The 22,730-nt window shown below is 27.4% G+C and carries 20 protein-coding genes and 2 tRNA genes; 14 read left to right on the top strand and 8 right to left on the bottom strand.

The genetic code is table 4. From position 1 onward, the window contains the following. Positions 1–10 precede the first annotated feature (10 nt). Entirely contained in the window at positions 11–838 is an 828-nt protein-coding gene (locus HGG64_RS01135) for a hypothetical protein (protein WP_169580137.1), read from the top strand. Positions 839–983: 145 nt separating this feature from the next. Here the strand turns inward: HGG64_RS01135 and HGG64_RS01130 are convergent, their stop codons facing one another. Then, entirely contained in the window at positions 984–3,707 is a 2,724-nt protein-coding gene (locus HGG64_RS01130) for a DUF885 family protein (protein WP_169580136.1), read from the bottom strand. Between the two features lie 273 nt (positions 3,708–3,980). Here HGG64_RS01130 and dnaA point away from each other — a divergent pair, with 273 nt between their 5' ends. The 4 genes from dnaA to rpmB all read left to right on the top strand — a co-directional run bounded on the left by dnaA (position 3,981) and on the right by rpmB (position 6,955). Further along, entirely contained in the window at positions 3,981–5,351 is a 1,371-nt protein-coding gene (gene dnaA, locus HGG64_RS01125) for a chromosomal replication initiator protein DnaA (protein WP_169580135.1), read from the top strand. Positions 5,352–5,366: 15 nt separating this feature from the next. Beyond that, positions 5,367–6,464: a DNA polymerase III subunit beta gene (dnaN, locus tag HGG64_RS01120; RefSeq protein ID WP_169580134.1), complete on the top strand. Its 1,098-nt coding sequence runs from the start codon at positions 5,367–5,369 to the stop codon at positions 6,462–6,464. Position 6,465: 1 nt separating this feature from the next. Continuing rightward, the gene (locus HGG64_RS01115; protein ID WP_169580133.1) at positions 6,466–6,678 is read left to right on the top strand and encodes an RNA-binding S4 domain-containing protein; all 213 of its coding nucleotides are present in this window, start codon (positions 6,466–6,468) and stop codon (positions 6,676–6,678) included. Between the two features lie 79 nt (positions 6,679–6,757). Next, positions 6,758–6,955 carry a 50S ribosomal protein L28 gene (gene rpmB, locus HGG64_RS01110; protein WP_114190612.1) on the top strand — a complete coding sequence of 66 codons (198 nt, stop codon included), beginning with the start codon at positions 6,758–6,760 and terminating at the stop codon, positions 6,953–6,955. A 23-nt stretch (positions 6,956–6,978) separates the two neighbouring features. On the opposite strand, the gene rsmA is transcribed toward rpmB, so the two are convergent. Genes rsmA through mtnN form a run of 3 tightly spaced genes read right to left on the bottom strand, consistent with a single transcriptional unit; the run spans position 6,979 to position 9,223 of the window. Continuing rightward, on the bottom strand, positions 6,979–7,770 hold the full coding sequence (rsmA, locus tag HGG64_RS01105; protein ID WP_205518276.1) for a 16S rRNA (adenine(1518)-N(6)/adenine(1519)-N(6))-dimethyltransferase RsmA: 792 nt from the start codon (positions 7,768–7,770) through the stop codon (positions 6,979–6,981). Positions 7,771–7,772: 2 nt separating this feature from the next. Next, positions 7,773–8,534 (bottom strand): TatD family hydrolase, encoded by a 762-nt coding sequence (locus tag HGG64_RS01100; protein WP_169580132.1) that lies wholly within the window; start codon positions 8,532–8,534, stop codon positions 7,773–7,775. A gap of 2 nt (positions 8,535–8,536) precedes the next feature. Further along, positions 8,537–9,223, bottom strand: a complete 687-nt coding sequence (mtnN, locus tag HGG64_RS01095; RefSeq protein ID WP_169580131.1) for a 5'-methylthioadenosine/S-adenosylhomocysteine nucleosidase — start codon at positions 9,221–9,223, stop codon at positions 8,537–8,539. Positions 9,224–9,379: 156 nt separating this feature from the next. Between mtnN and HGG64_RS01090 the strand changes: the two genes are divergently transcribed. After that, positions 9,380–9,466 (top strand) — tRNA-Leu (locus tag HGG64_RS01090). 3 nt (positions 9,467–9,469) lie between these two features. Then, positions 9,470–9,545, top strand: a tRNA-Lys gene (locus HGG64_RS01085). Between the two features lie 1,268 nt (positions 9,546–10,813). Here HGG64_RS01085 and HGG64_RS01080 read toward each other — a convergent pair. Next, complete coding sequence (locus HGG64_RS01080; RefSeq protein WP_169580130.1) at positions 10,814–11,479, bottom strand: LemA family protein; 666 nt, start codon at positions 11,477–11,479, stop codon at positions 10,814–10,816. 47 nt (positions 11,480–11,526) lie between these two features. Next, entirely contained in the window at positions 11,527–13,401 is a 1,875-nt protein-coding gene (locus HGG64_RS01075; RefSeq protein ID WP_169580129.1) for a hypothetical protein, read from the bottom strand. Positions 13,402–13,706: 305 nt separating this feature from the next. Here HGG64_RS01075 and HGG64_RS01070 point away from each other — a divergent pair, with 305 nt between their 5' ends. The 4 genes from HGG64_RS01070 (at position 13,707) to HGG64_RS01055 (ending at position 17,007) form a co-directional block, all read left to right on the top strand. Further along, the gene (locus HGG64_RS01070; protein ID WP_169580128.1) at positions 13,707–14,150 is read left to right on the top strand and encodes a hypothetical protein; all 444 of its coding nucleotides are present in this window, start codon (positions 13,707–13,709) and stop codon (positions 14,148–14,150) included. Positions 14,151–14,295: 145 nt separating this feature from the next. After that, positions 14,296–14,574, top strand: coding sequence for a hypothetical protein (locus HGG64_RS01065; protein ID WP_169580127.1), 279 nt, complete (start codon positions 14,296–14,298; stop codon positions 14,572–14,574). 1,041 nt (positions 14,575–15,615) lie between these two features. Further along, positions 15,616–16,023: a hypothetical protein gene (locus tag HGG64_RS01060; RefSeq protein ID WP_169580126.1), complete on the top strand. Its 408-nt coding sequence runs from the start codon at positions 15,616–15,618 to the stop codon at positions 16,021–16,023. Between the two features lie 492 nt (positions 16,024–16,515). Further along, positions 16,516–17,007, top strand: a complete 492-nt coding sequence (locus tag HGG64_RS01055; protein WP_169580125.1) for a hypothetical protein — start codon at positions 16,516–16,518, stop codon at positions 17,005–17,007. Positions 17,008–17,073: 66 nt separating this feature from the next. Here the strand turns inward: HGG64_RS01055 and HGG64_RS01050 are convergent, their stop codons facing one another. Together HGG64_RS01050 and cypl are read right to left on the bottom strand one after the other, a co-directional pair. After that, positions 17,074–18,753 carry an ABC transporter permease subunit gene (locus HGG64_RS01050; RefSeq protein WP_169580124.1) on the bottom strand — a complete coding sequence of 560 codons (1,680 nt, stop codon included), beginning with the start codon at positions 18,751–18,753 and terminating at the stop codon, positions 17,074–17,076. 3 nt (positions 18,754–18,756) lie between these two features. Next, positions 18,757–19,893: an ABC transporter thiamine pyrophosphate-binding lipoprotein p37/Cypl gene (gene cypl / locus HGG64_RS01045; protein WP_169580123.1), complete on the bottom strand. Its 1,137-nt coding sequence runs from the start codon at positions 19,891–19,893 to the stop codon at positions 18,757–18,759. Positions 19,894–20,062: 169 nt separating this feature from the next. Between cypl and HGG64_RS01040 the strand changes: the two genes are divergently transcribed. Genes HGG64_RS01040 through HGG64_RS01030 form a run of 3 tightly spaced genes read left to right on the top strand, consistent with a single transcriptional unit; the run spans position 20,063 to position 22,668 of the window. Next, positions 20,063–20,398, top strand: coding sequence for a S1 domain-containing protein (locus HGG64_RS01040; protein ID WP_169580122.1), 336 nt, complete (start codon positions 20,063–20,065; stop codon positions 20,396–20,398). After that, positions 20,388–21,707, top strand: a complete 1,320-nt coding sequence (locus HGG64_RS01035) for a glucose-6-phosphate isomerase (RefSeq protein WP_169580121.1) — start codon at positions 20,388–20,390, stop codon at positions 21,705–21,707. Before HGG64_RS01040 ends, HGG64_RS01035 begins: the two co-directional genes overlap by 11 nt. Continuing rightward, the gene (locus HGG64_RS01030) at positions 21,700–22,668 is read left to right on the top strand and encodes a lactate/malate family dehydrogenase (RefSeq protein WP_169580120.1); all 969 of its coding nucleotides are present in this window, start codon (positions 21,700–21,702) and stop codon (positions 22,666–22,668) included. Before HGG64_RS01035 ends, HGG64_RS01030 begins: the two co-directional genes overlap by 8 nt. Positions 22,669–22,730: the final 62 nt, after the last annotated feature.

Raw genomic sequence — 22,730 nt, 5'->3', positions numbered from 1 at the left:
AAGGGCTATTATGGAATCAAATGACAACAAAAATGAAATGAATTTAAATAATTTAGAAACTAAAAAAGTAGGGGCCCCTAACAGAAAAAATAAGAAAAAAATTGTTGCAACTACCGCAATGTTTTTAGGTATACTGGTTCCAATTGTTGCTGTTATCGCAATTCCACTAGCTGTAAATTCAAAAGCAAATATTAAACGCAGCAAATTCTTCCCTGATGATGCTAATAAGGTCGAACTTTCTGAAACTAATAATGAAGCTATCTTCACACAAAACTCTGGGAATAGAATTGATATTATGTCAACAAATCTAGGAACCATTAATAAAATGGATAATGATTCTAAATCTCAAGAGCATGGCGTTAGATATAAAAACGAACTGAAGTTTTTTTCCGCTAGCCCTGAACTTAATTCAATTGTTAGTAAAATTTTAGACCGACATGACATTACTAATATCACAGAGACAAAATCAAAAATTTATTCGATTGATCTTAAAGAAATCTTTGATAAATATAATGAAGACAGAAAAAGTAAAGTGACAACAAAAGAATTTTTTCTTTCAATAAAAAATTTAGTAACGTCAATTTCATATTACTACTATGACAATGATTCAATTCATTATTTTGATCAAAAAGAAGGCTATTTAGGATATTTAACTGCCGAATTTTTTAAAAAAATCTATAAATATTTGCAAGAAAACGAAATGGCTACTTTTAAGATAAAAGAAGCTAAACTAGAGGCATTCATCGAACTAGAATCGGATTTTAAAACAATTAAATCACTTAATTTTGAAAATAAAGTCATTATCGAAACAGAAAAAGTAAGTGTTGAAAATAAATAATTTAACAATAAAAAATATTTAACATTCCATTACTGGAGTGTTTTTATTTATTTTTTTGTTTACTTTAAATACGTGGAGTAAAGTTTAGAAGTTTCTTATAATTAAAAAAAGCCAAAACTTTTTAGCTTGGCTTTTCGGGTTGTAATTATTTTAGATTATATGCTTTTTGTATAACCTTTTCTAAAGCGTCTAGTGGTAAACCACCATTGATTAGCATGTAATCAAGTAATTCTTTAATATATCCGTGTTCAGCATTTTCGATTATTTTTCCATCAACTTCAATGTGTTTTTTGTTTTGTACAAATTCTTCTCTTGAAAGTTTGAAATGTTTACGAACTTTGTCATAAAGTGCTAACATTTTTTCTTTTCCGGCATTGTATGATGTTGCTTGACCAGGTAGGTTTAGGTAACGTCTTGATTCTGAGTAAATATCACCGATTCCTAAAGCTGAATTAGCTCTTAAGAATTTTCTAATATCGTTAATTGATGCTCCGCCTTTTAGATCGTCATGTCCATTAATTCCTGTGCCGTGATATGCTGTATCAACTGCTCGTCTCATGTTACGTAATTGTGCTTCGTTTAGTGCACCAAAGTATTGAAGCATGTTGGTTAATTTAATTGCTTTTTGTGCTTTTACTTTTTCATTGGTAATTTCATTCTTTTCATCAATTAATTTTCAATATACACCACCATGTAGGTCTTTGATTTTGTCAATCATATCTTGGGTTACATCTTGTTCATTTCTAGCAGTAAAGAAACTTGTAATTCCTTTTGAAATGGTAAAGTCTTTTGGAATTGAGTAGTAATCTTCACTAGCATAATCTGGTGTACCATATCATCCTGATTCAATACCAAATCATTCCATAAATAAAGCTCAACCTTCAGCATATGAAGTATAGTGGAAAATATCCCCTAAACTTCTACCATTTTGGTTTGCTAAGAATTGTTTTGCATAGTATATTTGGTTGTGGTGTCCCATAATACCTTCGTGGTTAGCAAATGATGTAACTGATCATTTAGGCAGTGAGTAGTATGGGTCAACATTGAAGAAGAATGATGCTCTTGCTCCACTATAGGCTCCTACACCAGCTTCAGTTCTTCTTGAATATTCATATGTAAATGGGTTGTAACCAACAACGTTTTTACCGAAGAATGATAGTCCATGTTCCTTTGTTTCTTCAATAAATTGACGATATCCCTTGAATGCTTCAAGCGCTCCGTAGAAGAATTGTTCACGTGTGATTGAACCATATTTTTCAGATGCATTATTTTTTATTAGAGTTCCATAACCTAAATCTTCTAACTGTTTAACATCATCAGCCAAATCAGATTTTAGTTTGTCTTTTACTTGTTTTGTGTAATATGATTCATCTTCACGACCAAAGAAGAATTGTTCTTGGTTTAATCATTTATTGAAGTTTTCTAGAGTTATGTTTCCATTAGCATCTCTAACTGGAAGGGTTACATTTTCAATTTTTGAACCATTAATACCATTTGCATCATATTTGAATGTTGGGCTTCACGCTTTTCCTTCACCAGCAATCAAGTCAGCAACTAAACCAGCAATTTTTGTCATATTTGCAGTTGCTGTTTTTGTGGTTTGGTATCCTGATTGAAATACTGTATCAGCACTGTCATCACTTGTTGTTGACATTTTTAAAATTGCATCATATAGTTTTTTACCATTTGATTCTTCATTTCCTTTAATGCCAACTAAGCCAACATTTTTAGCATTAAGATCTTTTTCGGTAAATCCTAATCCATAAACCATATTATCATTGACAGTAATTATATTTTCAATTTCGTTTAGTTTATTTTTCTTCATCAATTTGAGAGTTTGAAGATTTTCACCTTCACCATGGTCTGATCTTGTGTAATATTCTGTAGCATATCATTCGTGAAATGCCTTTAGATTTGGTGTTTGTGAAGAATTTTTAATGAAATCTTGAACCGATATTTCTTCTTGGTTACCCTTTAAGAAGTTTTCTAGATCACTTGCATATAATGATTCTAAGATTGCTTTAACGTTATTTTTAATAACAACTTTAGATAAAACAATGTTTCTTTCCAAAGCTTCTTTTAAATTGTTAAGAGCTTTTGGAGCATTCTCTTCGCTAATTCCGTTAATACTTTCATAAAATGAGTTAGCTGGATATGAAGAAGCTGGTCCAAAATCAAATGAGTTTAGTAAATATCTTCCACCAGCAGAGTAATTATTTTTTGTAATTTCTCAATCATATTTAACACCTTCTCTTCATGCTAGAGTAACAACTGTTAAATCATCATATTTTATTCCATCAAGTAGGCTAATGTATTTGTCATAGTAAGCAACAATTTTATCTGAATCGGATTTACTTGGATAAAATTCGTCAACTCCATTTAGGTCAGTTTCTTTTCTTCTGTCTGCAGCTCTTTTAATGGCTAAGATGTAGTCAGCAACAATTTCCTTCATCTTTTCACTACCATCACTAAATCTAACAAGTTTTTGTAAAGTGTCTAGTAGCTTATCATCAGCATTGTCTAATTCTTGTTGAGCTGTGGTAGCAGATTTAGTAGCTTCTTCTAGTTTTTTAGTTTGTGCTTCCAATCTGCTTTTAAGTTCAGCATTATCCTTATTTTTTTGAAGTTCTTTATTTATTTCAGCAATTTCATTTTTTATACTGTTGATTTCACGACTTTTCTTATTGAATTCATCTTCAGCATTCTTAAATCGCTTTAAATCTTCATTTTTATCATAATTCGCAATCGCTTTTTTAGTATTGGCATTTCTCACGCCATAGTATATTCCATAAACAACTAAAGGCGCAGCAATTAATACTCCAGCCCCCGCAATCAGTGAACCGATTACGATTTTAGATTTTTTTGTCATCTCATTCCTTTCAATTTTAATGGTCAAACCATTATCATATGTTTAATACAAGCATATGCAATAATTATATAATTTAATGTTGCATTTATGGATATTAACGTCGTGTTTAATATAAAAATTTTATTTTTATTTGAATAAAAAACTAAAAAACAGCCTTTTAACCATTATTTTTAATAAAATAATTGTATTTTTTTACATGCAACAATTAGGAATCTTAAAAATTAAAATTGTGCTAAATGTATAAATAATTTAAATTTTAAATATAATTACAATATGAAAACATCTAAAGATTTACAAGCTGATCTTAAAGTTAATAACATATCATTTCAAAATGAATTAAAAAACAATTCTAGCGACTCTTTTATTTATAATCAAATTTTGTCGAATATTCATATCGTTCATGAGCAAGATGATAATGTTTATTTACTATGTCCTGAAAGCATATTTTTATACATCAAATCAGCACATAGCACAAATGTAGCTAGAGCAATTAGAAATGTATATGAAAGGCCAGTTAATGCGATTTTTATTACTAGTTTGAGCGAACTGAATTCTTTAAATGTTGTTAATGGTGAGCAGGAACAAGTTTTAAAAAATAAAAAACTTTTTACTGATATTAAAAATAATTTAACATTCGATAATTATGCGGTTGGTAAATTTAATCAAATAGTGCTTAAAGCCGCAAAGGTAATATGCAAAAGTCAAAAAATTATTTATTCACCGCTTTTCATTCATTCACCTAGTGGTTTGGGGAAAACTCATTTATTGCACGCGATTGGAAATGAATTGAAGAAAAATAATCGCTCATGTTTGTACATTAATCCCGACTTATTTACTCGACAATTAGTTGAACAGCTTAAATCTAAAAATCATGCCCAAATAAATAAAATTGTTGATGAGTTAACTAATTATGATTGTTTGATGTTTGACGATGTTCAACAATATGGCAATAAAGAAAATACACTAAATGTTTTGTTTAACATTATTAACACAATGATCACTAATCAAAAGCAAATCATAATATGTGGCGATAAAAAACCAAATGATTTGGGTGGTTTTGAGCAAAGGTTTATTACTAGGTTTAACGGGGGTCTAACACTAGAGATTGCCGTTCCCGATATTGAAGATGTAATTAATATTTTGAGGTTCAAATTGAAAGAAAATAATATTGATCCTGAGTTGTGAGAAGATGAAAGTCTTCGCTTCATCGCTAGAAATTTCTCTAACTCAATTCGTAGCATTGAGGGGGCTATTAACCGAATAAAGTTATTTTCAGAAGGTGATGATTATTTCACATATGATTTAAGAACAATGAAAAGTATTTTTCATAATGTGACTCAAATCAAAGAAAATATCACCCCGGAAAGAATTATTGATGTGGTAAGCAAATACTATAAAATTGATAAGAAAAAAATTACTAGCAATTCAAGAAAGGAAAACATTGTAATTGCCCGAAGAATTGCCGTTTACTTAATTAAAAATAATTTTAGTCACACTCTAAAAGATATTGGTAAAATGGTAGGTAATCAATCACATTCGACAGTTATTGTTTCAATTAATTGAATTGATAAAAATATTAAGATTAACCCAACGCTAAAACTAGCAATTGAAAAAATCAAAGAAAATTTACGAATGATTATATAAATTAAGGAGAATATCATGGAATTAAAAATAAACAAACTAATCTTAGATGCTGCCATTGAAAGAGTAGCAAAGGCAATTGATCCTAATCCCTTTATTCCGGTAATGAAGGGAATTCTAATTAAGGCAGAAGATAGTAAAATTGTGCTAATTGGATCTAATGGCGAAATTAGTATTAAACATGAAATTCAAGCCAATATCAATGCCGAAATTATTACTCCGGGAATTATTTTAGTTGAATTAGGAATTTTTAAAAACATTATCAAGCGTTTAGATGGTGATCTACTCTTGAAATCCGATGAAAAAAATCTTGAAATTTCAACAAAAAATGATAATTATCGCTTGAATTTGTATTCAACATATGATTATCCTGAAATTGATTTCACAGTATATGGCGATAAGATTTCAATCAACTGAGATGATTTAAAATCTTTGGCTAAAGATGTCATTTTTGCGGCTTCAACTAACGAAATGAATTTAATTTTATGTTGTATTAATATCTCGGCACAAAATCACATGCTAAAATTTTTAACCACTGACCGCTACCGTTACGCTGAAGAGAAGAAAGCAATTGCTGAAGATGTTGATTTTAATATTTCTATTCTAGCTAAAAACATTCGTGATATTTTGAACTTCGAATACAACGGTAAGGTAACACTGAATATTTCTGACCAAAAAGTTCTATTTGAGATGGACGGAACAATTATTCAATCCAAAGTAATTGACCAGGTATATCAAGATGTTTCTAAAATTGTTCCTAAAGAATTTGAAAATGAAATAAAAATATCAAAAAAAGAGTTAAGTAGTCTCTTAAGTAAGGCTTCAGTTATTATTACTGAAAATTACAATAAAATAAAACTTCATGTAACTCATGATCTTCTGACAATTTTGTCAACAAGAGATGAAGTTGCTAATGCTGAAGTAAAAACAGAGAATTTCAAATATGATGGTGATGATTTAAAATTAGCTTTAAATAGTCGATTTTTAAAAGAAGCCATATCAGTTTATGATGAAGATTTAAGAATTCTTTTAACTAAGGACCGAATGAGAATTGTAATTAAATCTGATAGTAAGCCTGACGTACTACAGCTAATAACACCACAAAAAGGATTTTAATATGCAAATTGAAATAGAGCAAGAATTTATTAAGTTAAGTCAATTTTTAAAGATGGCTGATTTATGTCCAACTGGTGGAATGGCCAAATACTTTATTAAGGTTCACAAAATTTTAATAAATGATAGACAACCAGACGGACGTAACGCCAAAATCAGAGTTGGTGATACTGTTTGGGTTGACGATAATGTTTATCAAATTGTTGCTAAAAAATAAAATAAAATAAAAATCAATAAATTTAATATAAAATATTAAGAATACTAATTTAAAATACAAAACTTGAAAAGGAGTGAATATGCCAGGAAGAGATCAACTAACCAACCAAAAACCTTTAAGTGGAAACAAAAGATCACATGCTCTAAATACTTCAAAAAGAACATTTGATCTTAATCTTCAAAAGGTAACCGTTTTAAATGAAAATGGCTCTAAAAAAAGAGTTCGTGTAACTGCAAAAACAGCTAGAACTTTAAAAAAATACGGATTAGTAGCATAATTATTTACTATAACTAATTTGCCTTAAACGGGCATTTTTTTATTCTCTAAAATTGCAAATAAATCTAAGATATTTTTCCTACTTAGGTTTTCTGCACGAATATTTAACTTTAAATTTAGTTTGGAAAATGATGAAGTAATTTTTTCTTTTGAATATCTTCCTAGGAGATTATTTACTAGTGTTTTTCTTTTGAATTGAAAGCATAAAGCAACGAATTCAATGATTTTATCTTTATTCTCATTGATATAATCATTATTGTGGATAAAATCAATTTTAACTACTGCTGAATCTACTTTTGGTGCTGGAATAAATTGTGCTGCGTTTACATCGATGATTTTTTTAATGTTACCAAAAATTTGAAAAGTTATTGATAGCTTACCGTAAATTTTTGAAGAGGGAGTTGCCACTAATCTTTGTGCAACTTCCTTTTGAACCATTAAAGTTGCAGAATCTATCATTAAGTAGTTATCTAAAATTTTAAATAGAATTGGTGAGGTAATATTGTAAGGAATATTTCCGATAATGCTAATTTGATCAGTATAGTTATCACTAAAATTAGCAGTTAAAAAATCTTGATTTAAAATTTTGATATTAGCAAGATAATTTTTAGTCTTTAAATATTCATATAACCTTGGATCTAGTTCATAGGCAACTAAAGATTTAACTTTTTGAACTAAAATATCAGTCAGTGCTCCTTGCCCTGGACCAATTTCAATTACATCCTTTTCAATTATGTCAGCTGCTTCAACAATTGCGTTTTGTATTTTTTTATTAATTAGGAAATTTTGCCCAAATGATTTTTTTGCTTCAATCATTATTAAATTTTAAACACTTTCTTAACATTATTTTGAATTTGTGAAACTAGTTTTTCTTCGCCTATATTTTTTAAATTTGCTATGTATTGATAAGTGTACATAACATATGGGCTAATATTAGGCTTGCCTCGCATTGGAGTTGGAGCTAAATAAGGTGTATCAGTTTCACAAAATAGTCTATCAATCGGAATTAATTTAACAGCATCTTGTAAAATTTTCGCATTCTTGAAAGTCACCACACCACTAATGGAAAAATAAAAATTCTTATGTCCTAAACATTTTCTTACAAAATTTTCATCACCACTAAATGAATGAAAAATTATCTTCAGATCTTGATATTGCGGTTGACTAATTATTTCATAGGCATCTTCTAGAGCGTCACGAATATGGAGCATAGCGGCAATATTGTATTTTTTTGCTATTTCAAGTTGGGCAATAAAACTACTTTTTTGAATTTCTTTACTTGGACTATTATCATAGTGATAATCTAAACCAATTTCTCCAATTGCCACAACATCTTTATTAATAATATTTTCGATAAATTCACCATCTTCAGCTCCTTTACTTAATGTTGGATGAATTCCAATGATTGGAAATAAATAATCTTCTCTGCCACAAAGATCTAAAAGCTCAACTGAATCTTCACGAGAGGTTCCACAAATAAATAATTTTTCCATATTATTTTTATGTCATTCAACAACTGTTTGATAAGGATCTTCATAGTATTCTTTAAAGGGATGGGTGTGAACATCAATATATTTCATTTTTACTCTCTCATTTCTAAAATTTTCATTAATGTATTAGCTAAACTTGCTTCTCATATTTTTTTTGCTTCACGATATTCAAGCGAATTGTTGTGTTTAATGACATCAGAAATTACTTTGATTGCAAGAAATTTTTTATTAAATGAAGCTGCCACTTGGGCATAAGCAGCACATTCCATATCAACAAGATAGTAATCTCTCCTAAAATTTTTATTAATAATTTCAACATCGTTTTTGGTTGCAAATTTATCAGCAGTGGCACAACTTCCTTCATTAAGGTTAAGTCGCTTATATAACTTATAATCAGTTCTATAGTATACTGGCAAGCTTGGTAGCTGTCCTAGTTCATAATTTGGTAAGGCAGTAAGATTAACATCATAGTAGTTTGTTCTTTTAATCAAAAAGACTTCACCAATTTCACCATTAAAGGCTGCTCCAGCTGGACCACAATTTATAATTGCTTTGATTTTTCGTTTGAAACTATTGATAATATGAGTTAGAAATATAGCAACATTAACTTTTCCCACGCCGGTGAAAGCGACTAAAAAATTTTTATTTTTATATTGGTACAAAATTAGTTTTTGGTAGTTATTTTTTATCTTTAGATCGTAGTCTTTAAGTTTCTTAATTTGACTATTTTCCAAAAAAGCCTCCGCTTCTAATTCTTCTGCAAAACTTAGCAATATCATTAATTAACCCCTTAACTCTCATTTTTTTAATAAAAAAGACCTATCTTGATCTTAGCTACTCTAGCTATTTCTTAAAAATATTATAAAAAAAATCTTTTTTATTTCATAAATTTTGAAAATAATATTATAATAATAAAGCATTAAAAAGCGACACCTGCCCAGGTGGCGGAATGGTAGACGCTACGGACTTAAAATCCGTTGGCTGTAATGGCCGTGCTGGTTCAAGTCCAGTTCTGGGCACCAGATGCGCCCTTAGCTCAGAAGGTAGAGCAAATGGCTTTTAACCATTGGGTCAGAGGTTCGAATCCTCTAGGGCGTACCATTTGTAAAATTCACCAAAAATAACCAAGAACCTTTTGGTTATTTTTTTATTTAACTTCGATTTGAAGAATATACATAAAAATAATTTATAATTAAAAAGTTAAAAAAATATTATATGGATTACCAGCAAAAAAATAATATGAGGAGATTAGATTATGTATCAGATTAAAGAGACAATTAGAAAAATTCTTGGCTTATCCCTTTTCTTGATGATCATATTTATAATTGCTTTAATTTTTTGAATATTATTACCTACAATTTCATGACCATATAGTTTTTCTGACAAAAGTAAAAAGATATTATATTGATTCTTTTTCGCGATGCTTATTTTTTCATCTTTTTTCTGTGTAAAATATAATATTTTAGGACTTAAAATTGGGAGGGAATTTAAGAATAAGGAAGCAATAATATTATTTTCTATGGCAATTTTATTCTTTCCTATAGCGTTCTTTTTTTCAATACCTGGATGACTAAGATTGAAGAAATTAGTAAAAAAACAATTAGATAATTCAAATATAGGCCGTAAATATTATGAAAGTGAATTGAATATTTCGAACTCAATTTAAACTTTTTAAATTCAAGTCTTATTAAAATTTAAGTTCAGCATCGGCAGATGCTTGGACTTTTTTAAAGTGATGATAAATTTTTATCATTTTTTAATTACATTAATTAAAAAATAGTAGCAAGTTTATTGGTTGCAAAACAGTATTAATATTAACTATTTACAATTATAAATTGATGTAGTACCCTTTATTCTAATATTTACAAGTATCTCATTGAAATGACTGTGATGCATAAAACTTGCGATAAAAGAGTAGTATAAAATTAAAAATTTTTGATAAGTTTAAATAAAATAAATAATCCAAAGATAATGAGTGAAAAATGAGATAACTTTATAAAAATTTATATTTAAATTAATTTATTTTATATATGAAAAATAAAAGTTTTAAAATGGAATAAATTACTTTTCCATTATGTTGCAACATGTAAATTGATAATTGATCTCAAATAAAAAATAAAAATACATTAAATAACAAATCTAAAAAATAATATATTTATAAAGAAATTAATTTTTAGCTCTTAATGTTTTTTATATATGCTCTTAAAAAATCAATTTTTATAATTTTATAAACCTTTCAATCTGCAATAATTAATTTGTTATCATACTGTATTACTTTTAGTTAGATTTAGGAAATATTATAAAAAAAGTTTGTTACATTCTTGAAGATAATAATAATTTATTAAAAAACTAACCGAAGTTGGTTAGTTTTAGAATTTCATTTCTGATAATGAAGAAGTACTGACATCTTGTCTTTCTTGTTCACTGGCAGAGAATAGTGGTTGATTATAAGCTCCAATCTTTTTTGCAACGCAGTTAGTTCAAAATGTGTAAATTTCTGAATTAAATGATTTTACTCTCATGTTATAAATTCTAATGGTTGAATATATTTCATCTTCTTGTAAAGCTATTTCGGTATTGAATTGTAAGAACAATTGATTTGCTTTTAAATCAGGATATGCTTCAAATTGTAAGTTAATATTTCTTTGAATGCCATCCAATTGTGATTTTAGTTCCGAAGCATTATGTTCGTTCTCTAATTCAATTAGTTTTGATCTCATTCTAGTAACTTCAGTTAATGTTGAATTTTCAAATTTTGCATAACCTTTTACGGCATCTAGTTGTTTAATTAATGTTGCTCTTCTTTTCTTTTCAGCGGCTTGAATAAGCGAAGAAGCTTCTTGAATCTCATTTATTCTTCTCAAAAGAAGGTTCTTCTTGCGATAATAGTTAATTCCGAAAAAACCAATAGTAATAATAAACAATAAAACGAATAAAAATTTTTCGAAACCTGTTGGCTCTGGTTTCTTTATTGTATTATCAACATTTGGCTTAGCGCCTTCGCTGGGTTGTTGATTTCTTGTATCAAATAACATTTTTCTCCTTTGTAATTCTCTTTCAATTATACTATTCAATAAAGATTTTACTCATATATAGTTTCTTTTATAATCTTGTCTATTAATTCTAAATTAACATCTGATTCATTAACCTCGTTAATGTAGATGGATATCCCTTGATTATCAACTAAAAACTTTGAATAATAATGCAGTTTTGTAAATTTGGAATAAAATTTGCTAATAATCTTTATTGCTTTTTCTAATTCATGAATATTTTTAGTTGCTTCAGCATTAAAGGTGATCTTATTTTCTCTTATTAGCAAATCTAAATTTTCATTCCCAGTATTACTAATAGCATATGAGTTGTTATTATTATGTGCGTAAATTTCAGCATTTATTTCAGACAAATGAAACTCATCATTTATAAAAGTTTTTTTAAATTCTGAAAATTGCTTGTAGCGAATATACGGAACTTTTACACAAACACCCTTTTTGTAAACATGGGCAAATTCTTCACTAGCATTGAATGAAGTCATTTTTATTGTTAATTCAATAGTTTTATTAATATAATCAGAACCTACAATTTGATAATTAGCGTTTCGATGAGCCCTTCGCGTTACAAATGAAAAAAATCTTCCTCCGATTATTTTATTTAGTCAATAAATATTATTTTCCCCAATTTCTTTCTCTATGTTTTTCATATTTTTATATGATGAAATATAGTCATTACCTACTTCATTAAAACTTTCAGAAGAAATATATCTATTTAAATATAGCTTAGTCAATGATTTAAACACTGGCTTTAATACGTCAGTAATTAAAAGGACAAGTTTGTCATTAATTTCTTCAATTGTTCAACGTTTTTCAAGATCGATTTCATACTGTAATCAGTCATGAACCTTTGAATAGAAAAGCAACGAATTATTATATTCTCTTGATGAGTAAATATTGGACTGTGTTTTTATTAGTGGATAAGTTACTTCATTGTTAGAAATCATATATTTAGCATACGCAATAAATTTTTCTTGCACATTTGTACCAAAGTATGAAAGCGTATCAACTTCATTGTTAAAATCAAATCCATAATATTTATAAAACTCTTGGTTTTCTAGCAATATAGCGCCGTTTCTTATAGCCTCATTATATTCGTCCTGATTCATTGTTTTGTCCTCATTTTCAACAAACGAAAATTTTGGTAAATAATTTGTTGCTATACTAGTAGCATTTTTAATGGTAACAAAAGGTGTTTTTTCAATGTGATTTCCATAAATATTTGTACTATCCTTCAATAAACTTTCATTATAATGAAACACAGGTTCTGCTGAGCCAACAGTAATAACATCTTTTCACTCTAACACAGAATATAATAAATCATAATAGTGGGAATTTCTAATGGCATATTTATTCACTGAATAAAAACATAAAAATTTAGAATTATCAGTAAATGCTTTTAATTCTTCTGGATGATAATTGTGAACCCTCTTTATTTGAAATTCTTCTAAAATAATATCTTTTATATCAGCAAGTGAATAGCGAGAATACACTTGAAGTAATATACTTTTGTCCCTGTCTCTTAATTCTTCGATTCTCACTTTTGTTTCATAAGAAAATCAACGGTATTTTCTCAAGATTTTACTGTTATTTAAGAAAAATCATAAAAAGAATATACCAATTATGCAAAAACAAAGAATCTTAATGAAATAATTTGTTTTTTCTCTTCAAAAAACCTTATCTTTTTTATACCTAATATCTTGTTCTTTATTTAATTTATCAATAGTATTTTCATTATCCTTATATTCAACCAATAATTTTTCAGTTAAATTATTCATTATTTTTTCTTTAAATACTTTGTTAAACTTTTCTTTTATATTTATAACTAAAGGCTCATAGAATGTTTTAATAGGATCTTGAAAAATATTATCCATATTAACTTCTCTGCCTCGTGTTTGTTTATCATTCATCAATAGTCCCCTAATTAATTGCTGCTTTATTATTATTATTATTTTATTATAAGCGTATTAATATAAGTTAAAAATTGAAAATTTAATTATTTTTTAAAAACTTTATTAAATTAAAGTCTATTCTTTACTTTTGTTATAAAACACATATTTTTGTTTATCAACTCTGTTAATTATTAGACAAACTTTAAATAAATTTATACTAATCTTTATGGTCAAATATTAAATAAGAACGTTGTTTTTGCTAAAAACTTTAATAATTTTATGCTTCAAAAGTGCTAATTGCAACGATTAACACGATATTAATAGTGGCCATCATTATGATGTTTTTAGGATTCATTGAATCATGAATATTGTGACAAGCTAAGAATATTCTTTCAATTATGTTTTTTGCTGGTATTGGAATATTAAATATTAATTTGATTATCATTAATATTTCATACATGATTTTATCAATTTACATCTTTATAAAATCTTTTAAAGCATCTAAATTGAAAAAAATTATTGCTATTACTGGTCCTGGATGTTCTGGGAAAAGTACCCTTTTACAAAGCAAGATCATTCAAAAATATATTTACGAAAATCATATTACTTTAATCGATGAAAGGCCTTATCTTAAAGGCGATGATCCTTATACATCAGCCCTAACTAATAATAAAAATTTTTACCTAGCACAGGAAATGTTCTTTTGTTCTCAAAAAGATATGCTTGAACAAGCCGAACTTGAAGGCGGAAATCAATATTCTCGATAGGCATATGTAGATAGTTTTCTATATGGATATATTCTCGCAAAAGAAAATAAATTCGATTTATCTGAAAAAAAAATTGTGAAATAAGCTATTCAAAAAATATAAATTCCTCCTTTCTGTAAAAAATAAAATTGACTTACTAATAATTATGCTACCACCGTGAGAGAATATTAAGAAATGACGTCTTCAAAGTTCGATAAATGGCAAAGAAAAAGACCGAAGAAGATTAGAAAATCGATATTTAGATTTATACCATAAATACTATGATGAATATGATATTAAAAAAGATAGTGAATGATGAAAAATTGCCAAATCTTCTGCTAAAAAAATTATTATTTTGCGTAATGATTCCGTAGGTGAATTAGCCCTTGAAAAATTAAGCATTCAACTACGAAAAATAATTTCTCAAACAATTAATGAAAGATAAATATTTTATTAAAAATATCTCAAAAAATTGATGATCTCATACGAAATGGAAGCCCGCTAAAATAGGCTTTCATTTTTTTAGATAAAAAATGGAACCATTAAAACTTTTATATCATATATGTATCACTTTGATTTCCCTATCTTCTTGTTGATTCTGTGAATTTATGGCGAAATATCGGCGCTGTTAAAATTGCTTAAAAATTTCAAGATAAATCACCTGTTTGTTGTCTTCTGAATTGAAATTATTCTTTGTTTAATTGGCTAATTATTTGCAATAAATTGTCTTATCGAGATTAAAGTATTTAAAAAGAAGATGTTGATAAAAATAATAATTAAGATAATTCAAGTTGGCGTGATGAGAATATAGATTTCTCTCACACAATTTAAAATTACTAGAATCTAATTAAGCAAAGAGCTAAAAGTGACTTGTGGCTTTTTTTAAATATTAAAGTTCAATTAAAGAGAAGAAATAGCCTTTAATATAGTTATTTTAACGGTTTTAAAATTAATTATATAATCTTGTTAATTATCAAATAATATCATCTAAATGTATGAACAGAGATACTTAATTTATAAAAAACTTTTGATAAAAAATGACAAAAATTCATAATTTATGAGAATTGACATTATAAAAACAATAATCGTTTATTTATTTTTTTTTTTTTTAAAAAAAATCATCAATATTAGAACTAAAAAATAAAATCTATTCACTCGTCAATAAAGCATCTTGAAATTCATAACTAAAAAATTAAATGATCTAAAAAAATGTAGATAAAACTCTATATCTTTTTAAAAGATAATGACAAAATATCTAAAAAAGTTTTTAATTTTTTTAAATTTTGTATTAGTAATTTATTAAGCCTTTTATCGTACCTTAAAAAATTCTAACTATTTTTGTTGCTTTATTAATAACGGCGGTATTTTAAATTTATACCTTTACTAAAAAAAGCATCTAAATTAATTTAATATAATTTATTTTTAGTAAAATAAAAAATTAATTACTAATTGCAATAATTTAGTAGATGAGAGTGGGTGTCAAATTATGTATGAACATTTCTTTATTAAGAAAATAACTAAAATGATTTTATTTTTTGGAATTCTTTCAATTTTAACCTTTACAGTTTGAATTGTGGCGATAATTTCAATGGCAGCTTCAATTAATGATAAAAGAAATATTGCTGCTATTTTCCAGGGAGCAGTTTTCATCATACACTTAATATTAATTTTCATAGCTCTAAGATTCAACATTTTGGGTCTTAAAATCGCAAACGCTGATTACGATAGACGTGCGGTAAAATGATTTTGGCTTGCAATTATTTTCTTCCCCGTTGCTTTCTTTTTTTCAATAGTTGGTTGAAAAAGATTAAAGGATTTAGAAAAAAATGCTGAATTTAATAAAAATAATTATTATTTAACTAATCAAAATCAAGATTTGTCTAATTCGATTTAATTAATATTTTAAATCAAAAATTAATTTAGAATTGAAAACAAAGTATTTTTTGTGGGTATTTAACATTAAATTTCAATATTTCATATAATTAGTTTTGTTTTATTAAATAGCAAAAATTAGCAGACATATATTTTGTGCTTATAATACTGATTATAAATCCTTAGCTAAGTTAATTTTTTATTTTATTTTTTTAAGATAGAAATTTAATGTTTAAGTGAAGATAAAGAAAAATGCTAATTTATTTTAGTTAAAATAATCATTGCTTAATTTCAAGGCCAAGATCTAGTACTTGGCCTTAATTTTTTTAAAATATTCAATCTAAAATTTTTTAAAAATTATATTTTTTTTATTTGCGCACCAAAATTAATAAAATCATAGCACACAAAAATTTATGAATAACTTAGGCAGTTTAATGTAAATTATCTAGGTTTAGTTATTATTGGCTCATCTTGTAGTAATGATATATGATATCATTAAGGAGATCGGAGGATTATGGTATTAAAAAAGAAAAAGATGACACCTTTATATGTCATATTCGCTTTAATGGTAGTTTTAGAAATAATCACATTTTATTTCACTATTGATACGATTATAATATATAGACTTAACCTTGGCTTTCTAACATCTCAATATGATGTAGAATTAGGACTAACAGTAACTGCTTTGATTGTGATTTCAGCATTTACGGCATTTGCACTATACTTGATTCTCGATGCAAAATATCGAAATATTATTTTTAAAGAAAATGGGATTCTACTTTGTTCAATGGTAAAAGAAAAATTCTATCAATATAAAGAGATTTCTTCAGTGAATATATTGAAAAGATTTAAAAGTCGAATTTTAAGTATTGATGTTAAAAATATTGCTAAGAATTTCAATGTGCCCAATGTTAGTAATTTAGATGAAGTTGTTAATTATCTTAATAGTAGGATTAAGACATCACAGGAAGCTATTCAACTAGATATTCACCAATCTGCAGTTTAAATTATTACTATTTTAAATAAAAAATTAGCATAACAATCTTGTCATGTTATGCTTTTTTTAATTACTTTATGTTAGTAGTTTTTTCAGAAAAAGATGATGATAATTATTTTTAAATTTAATCCGAATTAAATAAGCAACTAAATTAATTAGGGCAATGATAATAAAGCCAATTCATAGATATGGCGCAATATCATTAATTTCTTTTACCCTACTAAGTTGTGTTGCTTCCCCGAGTAGTGATGCGCCATACAGTCCATAAGTAATAAAATTACGAATTGTCTTTTCGAGTTCAAAGCTAAAGAAGGTAATAAAATCAAGTTTAATTGACGGAAGAATAAAATTGTTGAAAATCTTAATTTTGTTATATCCTCGAATTCTTAAATTGTCAATTTTACTTTGATCAATTTTTCGAATTGAACTTTCGAGATTTCTTGCCATTGATGATGCTCCGTGAATTGCAAAAGCAATCACAAATGGTGCATAGGAATTAATAAAGAGTGATGAAATTATTAGAAATCAGCTAATTGTTGGAATGGCACGGATGGCGCTATTAGTTAATCGAAAAGTTATTGATGTTTTATTGCCAAATAGTTGCTTAGTCATAAAAAACATTTTTAGATAAGCAATGCCATAAATCAAGACTAGTGAAACAAATGCTAGTGCAGCAAGTTGTAAGATCATATGTGCTACTCCACCACTAAATCCTCAACTAACATTCTCTCAATTCGGTCTAAAGAAATTATTAATGTAACTAGCTCCACTTCCTAAATAGGCTTTTTCATTTACTAAACTCGCAACACCAAAACCAATAATCGTAATTGCGGCTATAATTAGCAAAGTAATAATAATTTTTTTACTATTTTGTTCAATTGCATATTTTTTTAAATTAACTGGTTGAGTTTTTGAAACTAAAAAGAACCTTTTTAGTGAGAAATTAATAATTTCAAGTAAGAAAAGGAATAAAATTAACACAATTAATGGAATCATTAGTTCTGAATATTCAATATTTCGCGTATTGGGATAGATTAAATAACCAATGCCCAGAAAACTAAATTCAAATAGAATTGAAGATCACCTTAGGTTTGATTCGAAAGCTAGAAAAATATAGTTTAGCAGTTTAATCTTAACTTGCGGCATGATTTCAATTCAAAACGCCTTGAATTTTGAGCTTTTATTTTTGGTTAGATGATAGAACATACTAAAGTTACTATTCTCAATTGCTTGTGAAAAATATTCGTGTACCCAAATTCATGTGAATCAAACGAAAATTAGCATGATTGCTAAGGATTTATCAAAGCTAATTTTGAATAAATAAATAAAAAAAACTTCCGGAATTAATCTTAAAAAAATGATTGTAATTTTGACGGGAATTACCACATATTTTGAATTCATTTTATAATTTGAAAAATATGCACTGAGAAACGCAAGAATAATTCCTAGGGCTGTGCCAAGAAAAATGATTTTAATACTCTCCCACAAAAATCTTAAAGAAAGAATAAACAAATTTTCATTGAATAGTTTGCTAAATGAACTAGCATTAAAAAAACTACGTAAATTATTTTTTAAAATTACTAGTCCATTATTTGAAAAACCAAAACCAATGTAGTAAACTGAAAAGATAAAAAAAGCAATTAGAAAAATCAAAAATAAGATTTTTCATAAAATGTTAACCGGGCCCTTGAGTTTTTGATTGCGATGAGTAATTTCTTCGCGTCATCATTTTTTAGTTATTGTTATATCATCCATATTTTACTTAAATAAATTTTCAAATGGCTCAATAACTTCTTTTTGAAAATCGACAATGATTTTGTAGCCATTAAAGCCGACAGTTGGACCATAGTTATCTTTACCTTGTTTTCAAACATTCAAAATTGCATTTGCCATAATTTTTTGCTGATCTATACTAAAAGTCTTATTATCAACAACGAAGATATTGTATTTTAAAGCTTCGGTTACAGTTAAAAATTCGATTTTAACATCGCTTTTTTCAGGGGTATAGTAATCATGAACTTTATTGGTTTTTTTATCACTATTATATGTATAGGCAAATGACCCTAATTCATCAAAAACAATATGATATTTTGTATTTGCTCCACGAGCAATATCACGTGAACGCATTTCAATGTATTTATCTTGATTATTAATTAAATCTTGGGCAAAAGAAACAAATTTATTATTTTCTAAATTAAAATGTTTTTTGAAAAGAGCTTCTTGTAAAAATCATTTAGATCCGCTATTTCTTTTTCCATGCCCAATTCCGAAATTTCTAAATTTATTTCAGTCTTTGCTATCTCAAGCTGCTCTGATTTCTTTAATTTCATCATCTGTTCCTTGAATCATTACGAGGCCACGGTAGTATTCAGAAAGCTGCTCTTTAGTGCCATAAAATTTTTCATAAATATTTCCATTCCATCCATATTCATCATCTTCTCAATCTTTATAAGGCTTCTCAGCAAAAGATTTGTATGCTTCATTAGCAATTTTAACTAAGCTATCTTCTTGGCCTCCATTTGAATATTTAGCATCAAAATTATTTAGATCAAACTTTTGTGCCCTTGTCAATGTTTGTATGATAGGGGTCATAAAATCTTTATTGCTCTTATCATCATTAAATAGTGTTGATGTTACAATACCAATATTTTGACTTCCTTTTTTAATATTTTCAATGATATCAGCATTATTTGGCTCGAATTTTACTGAGACACTATTGCTGCTTTTATTTTCTTTGTTATACTCTTCAACAACCTTGTTAAAAAAATCTGATTTTTCCTCACCAAACCAAGGTTTATTAACTGAAAATCTAATGTCTTTTTGACATGAAATTAAAGCAGTAGAAAATACTGCAATTGGTGCTGTAACGATAAATAATTTTTTAAGTGTTTTCATTGTGTTAATTTCTCCTTGGTAATTACTTTTAATTAGTAGTAAATTGGCATCAATTATTCTAATAGTTATATTATATAATAATTTTTACTTCTATTATTTCCTATAATATTAATGGTGAAATAATAAATTTATTATGATATTATAATATCAAAGTAATAGGTGGTGTTTTATGAATGATGATATTGAAAAAATCATACGAGCAAAAGTAACTAAGGTGTGGAAAAATACCGTTAATCTTGTGACAAAAAATAATGTTAGATGCTTTTTGAATATTAATGAGGTGAGTGACTATTATGTTAATAATTTGAACTTACTTTTTGAAGTCGGGCAAATTCGCGAAGTTCAAATTATAGATGTTATGCCAACAGGAGAGTATCTCGTTTCATTTAAAAGAATTCATCCGCGAATGTTAAGAAATCCATTTTCATTTAAACTTGAAAAAAATGATCCAAAATTCAAAAATCTCTTGGATTTTACAAATAAAGGAATTAATTATGGCAAGTAGCAAAATAAATATCGATTTTTCATTTGCAATCAAAGAAGAATCACTTAACAATTATCACGACCAAATTGAGGAGCTAAAAGCCAAAATTGCTACCAACAACATTATTGGATATCAATTTTTGGGATGTTTTAACATTTTTAAAAATATTCAAAAAAACGATTATATTGATATTAAAAAAATCCCACAATGATTAATTAATGAACACATTGAATATTTAGTTGTAATTGCTCCTCAACACGTTTGTTTACAAGCGGAAGCATTAATAAAGTTTGCTGGACGTGATAGCAGCTCTGATTCAAAAATAAAAGTAATCTTTGTCAATGAATGCATTAGTGCCCGCGATATTGCAAAACTGACAAGCTTTTTATCAGATAAACATTTTGCAATTAATATCATTTCTCAAAAAGGAGAAACGCTTGAAACACTGCTAATCTTCCGTGAATTAAAAGCAATGTTATATAAAATTTTGGGTTCAGTTAATGCTAAAAAATACATTTTTGCTACCACTAATAATAACTATGGTAAATTATTTAAAGAAACTAAAGTTAATGAATACCGTCACTTTGTACTATTAGATAACACCACAGAAAAATTTCTTGGCTACTCAGCGGCAATTATGCTTCCACTTGCTTGCGTTGGTGTTAATTTGGATAAATATCTAAATGGCGCTAATGCAGCTAATGAATATTTTTCAAAAATGCCATTAAAGAAAAATCCTGCCTATCAATATGCTGTCATAAGAAGAATCCTTTTGAAAAACAATTATAATTTTGAAAATATTAATGCCTATTCAAATTCTGATCTTGATCTAGCGCGGTTATTTAAAATGTATTTATCTGAAACTGGTCTAAAAAATAAAAATGGTATTTATGTAAATAGTTCTCTACAGGGATGTGATAACAATACATTCTCAGAAAACCACACCTCTTCACCTTTTAATCCTTTTGATACATCGCTTGTTGTTGAAAATCAGCAATACGATTATGAAGTATCAATCTTATCTGAGCATGATAATGATAATCTTAATTATTTATCAAAATTGACATATAATAGTATTGGAAAAACTATAACTAAAAGCATGCGAGAAAATCATGTTATTATTTATAAAATACCACACATTTTAATAAAAATAAGTGACAATTTTAATGATGATACACTTGGATGAATTATGGCATTTATTCATAGAGCATCAATTATGTTTGCTTATTTGAGAGAACTAAACCCATTTCAAAACTCAGGTTTGGATTCTTATAATATAAATTTGATAAAAAATATTACTGAGTTATCTGGAGGCTCAAAAAATGACTAAAATAGGAATAATTGGTGTTGGTTTAGTAGGTAGTTCATATCTATACGCCTCACTTAATAAAAATATTGAAGCAGACTATGTATTAGTTGATAAGTTTGCTGATTATGCTTTAGCACAAGCACGTGATCTAAATGATGCGGCTTGTTCAATGGTTGACAATGGTTCAACTTTTACTGCAGGAAGCTATGAGGATTTAAAAGATGCCCAAATTGTTGTAATTACGGCATCAGTTAAACCAAAAGAAGGTGTTTTAAAAGACAGACTTGAATTATTAATCGACAATGCTAAATTAATTAAGGAAATTGCTGAAAATCTAAAGAAAGTTGGGTTTAAGGGAATAACTATTATTGCTTCTAATCCGGTTGATTTAATGGCATGTATTTATCAACAAGTAACCAAATTTGAACCATGTAAAGTTATTAGTTCAGGAACAATTCTAGAGACTGCTAGAATGAAAAAATTCTTGTCAGAAAAAATTAACATTAAAGCTAGTTCAATTACCGGATTTGTGATTGGTGAACATGGTGCTCGTTGCTTAATTCCATTTTCAAAGATTAGAATTGGACTTGGTTCACTAAAAGACTGGTTAGCTAACAATACAATTGATCAAAAATGACTACAAAATCTAAATGATAAAGTTAAAAATGAAGCATTTGAGATTATTTCGGGTAAGGGAATCACTAACTTTGGTATTGGTGAAAACTTAGCAATTTTATGTCAAGCAATCTTATATGATCGTCAAGTTATCCTGTCATTAGGAGTGAGATTATCTGAAGAGTATAAACATAGCGGAGTTTACTTTGGTTTACCAGTTATTTTAGGAAAAAATGGTTACAGACATCTGCCAAAAATTAGATTAGATGAAGATGAACAAAAGATTTTTGATGAATATTCAGGTGAAATGAAGAAAACTATTTTAGAAGTACTAGCAGGTCTAAAAATCAAACCAGATTTTAAATAATAAACCACTCAAACAAACATGCCCTCGAGCATGTTTTTTAATTATTATTATTTTTCTTTTAT

The sequence above is a fragment of the Mycoplasma phocoeninasale genome, from assembly GCF_012934885.1.
Lineage (GTDB): Bacteria > Bacillota_I > Bacilli_A > Mycoplasmatales > Metamycoplasmataceae > Metamycoplasma > Metamycoplasma phocoeninasale.
Note: the sequence above shows the minus strand (reverse complement) of the source record. Positions and strands in the feature narration are given on the sequence as shown.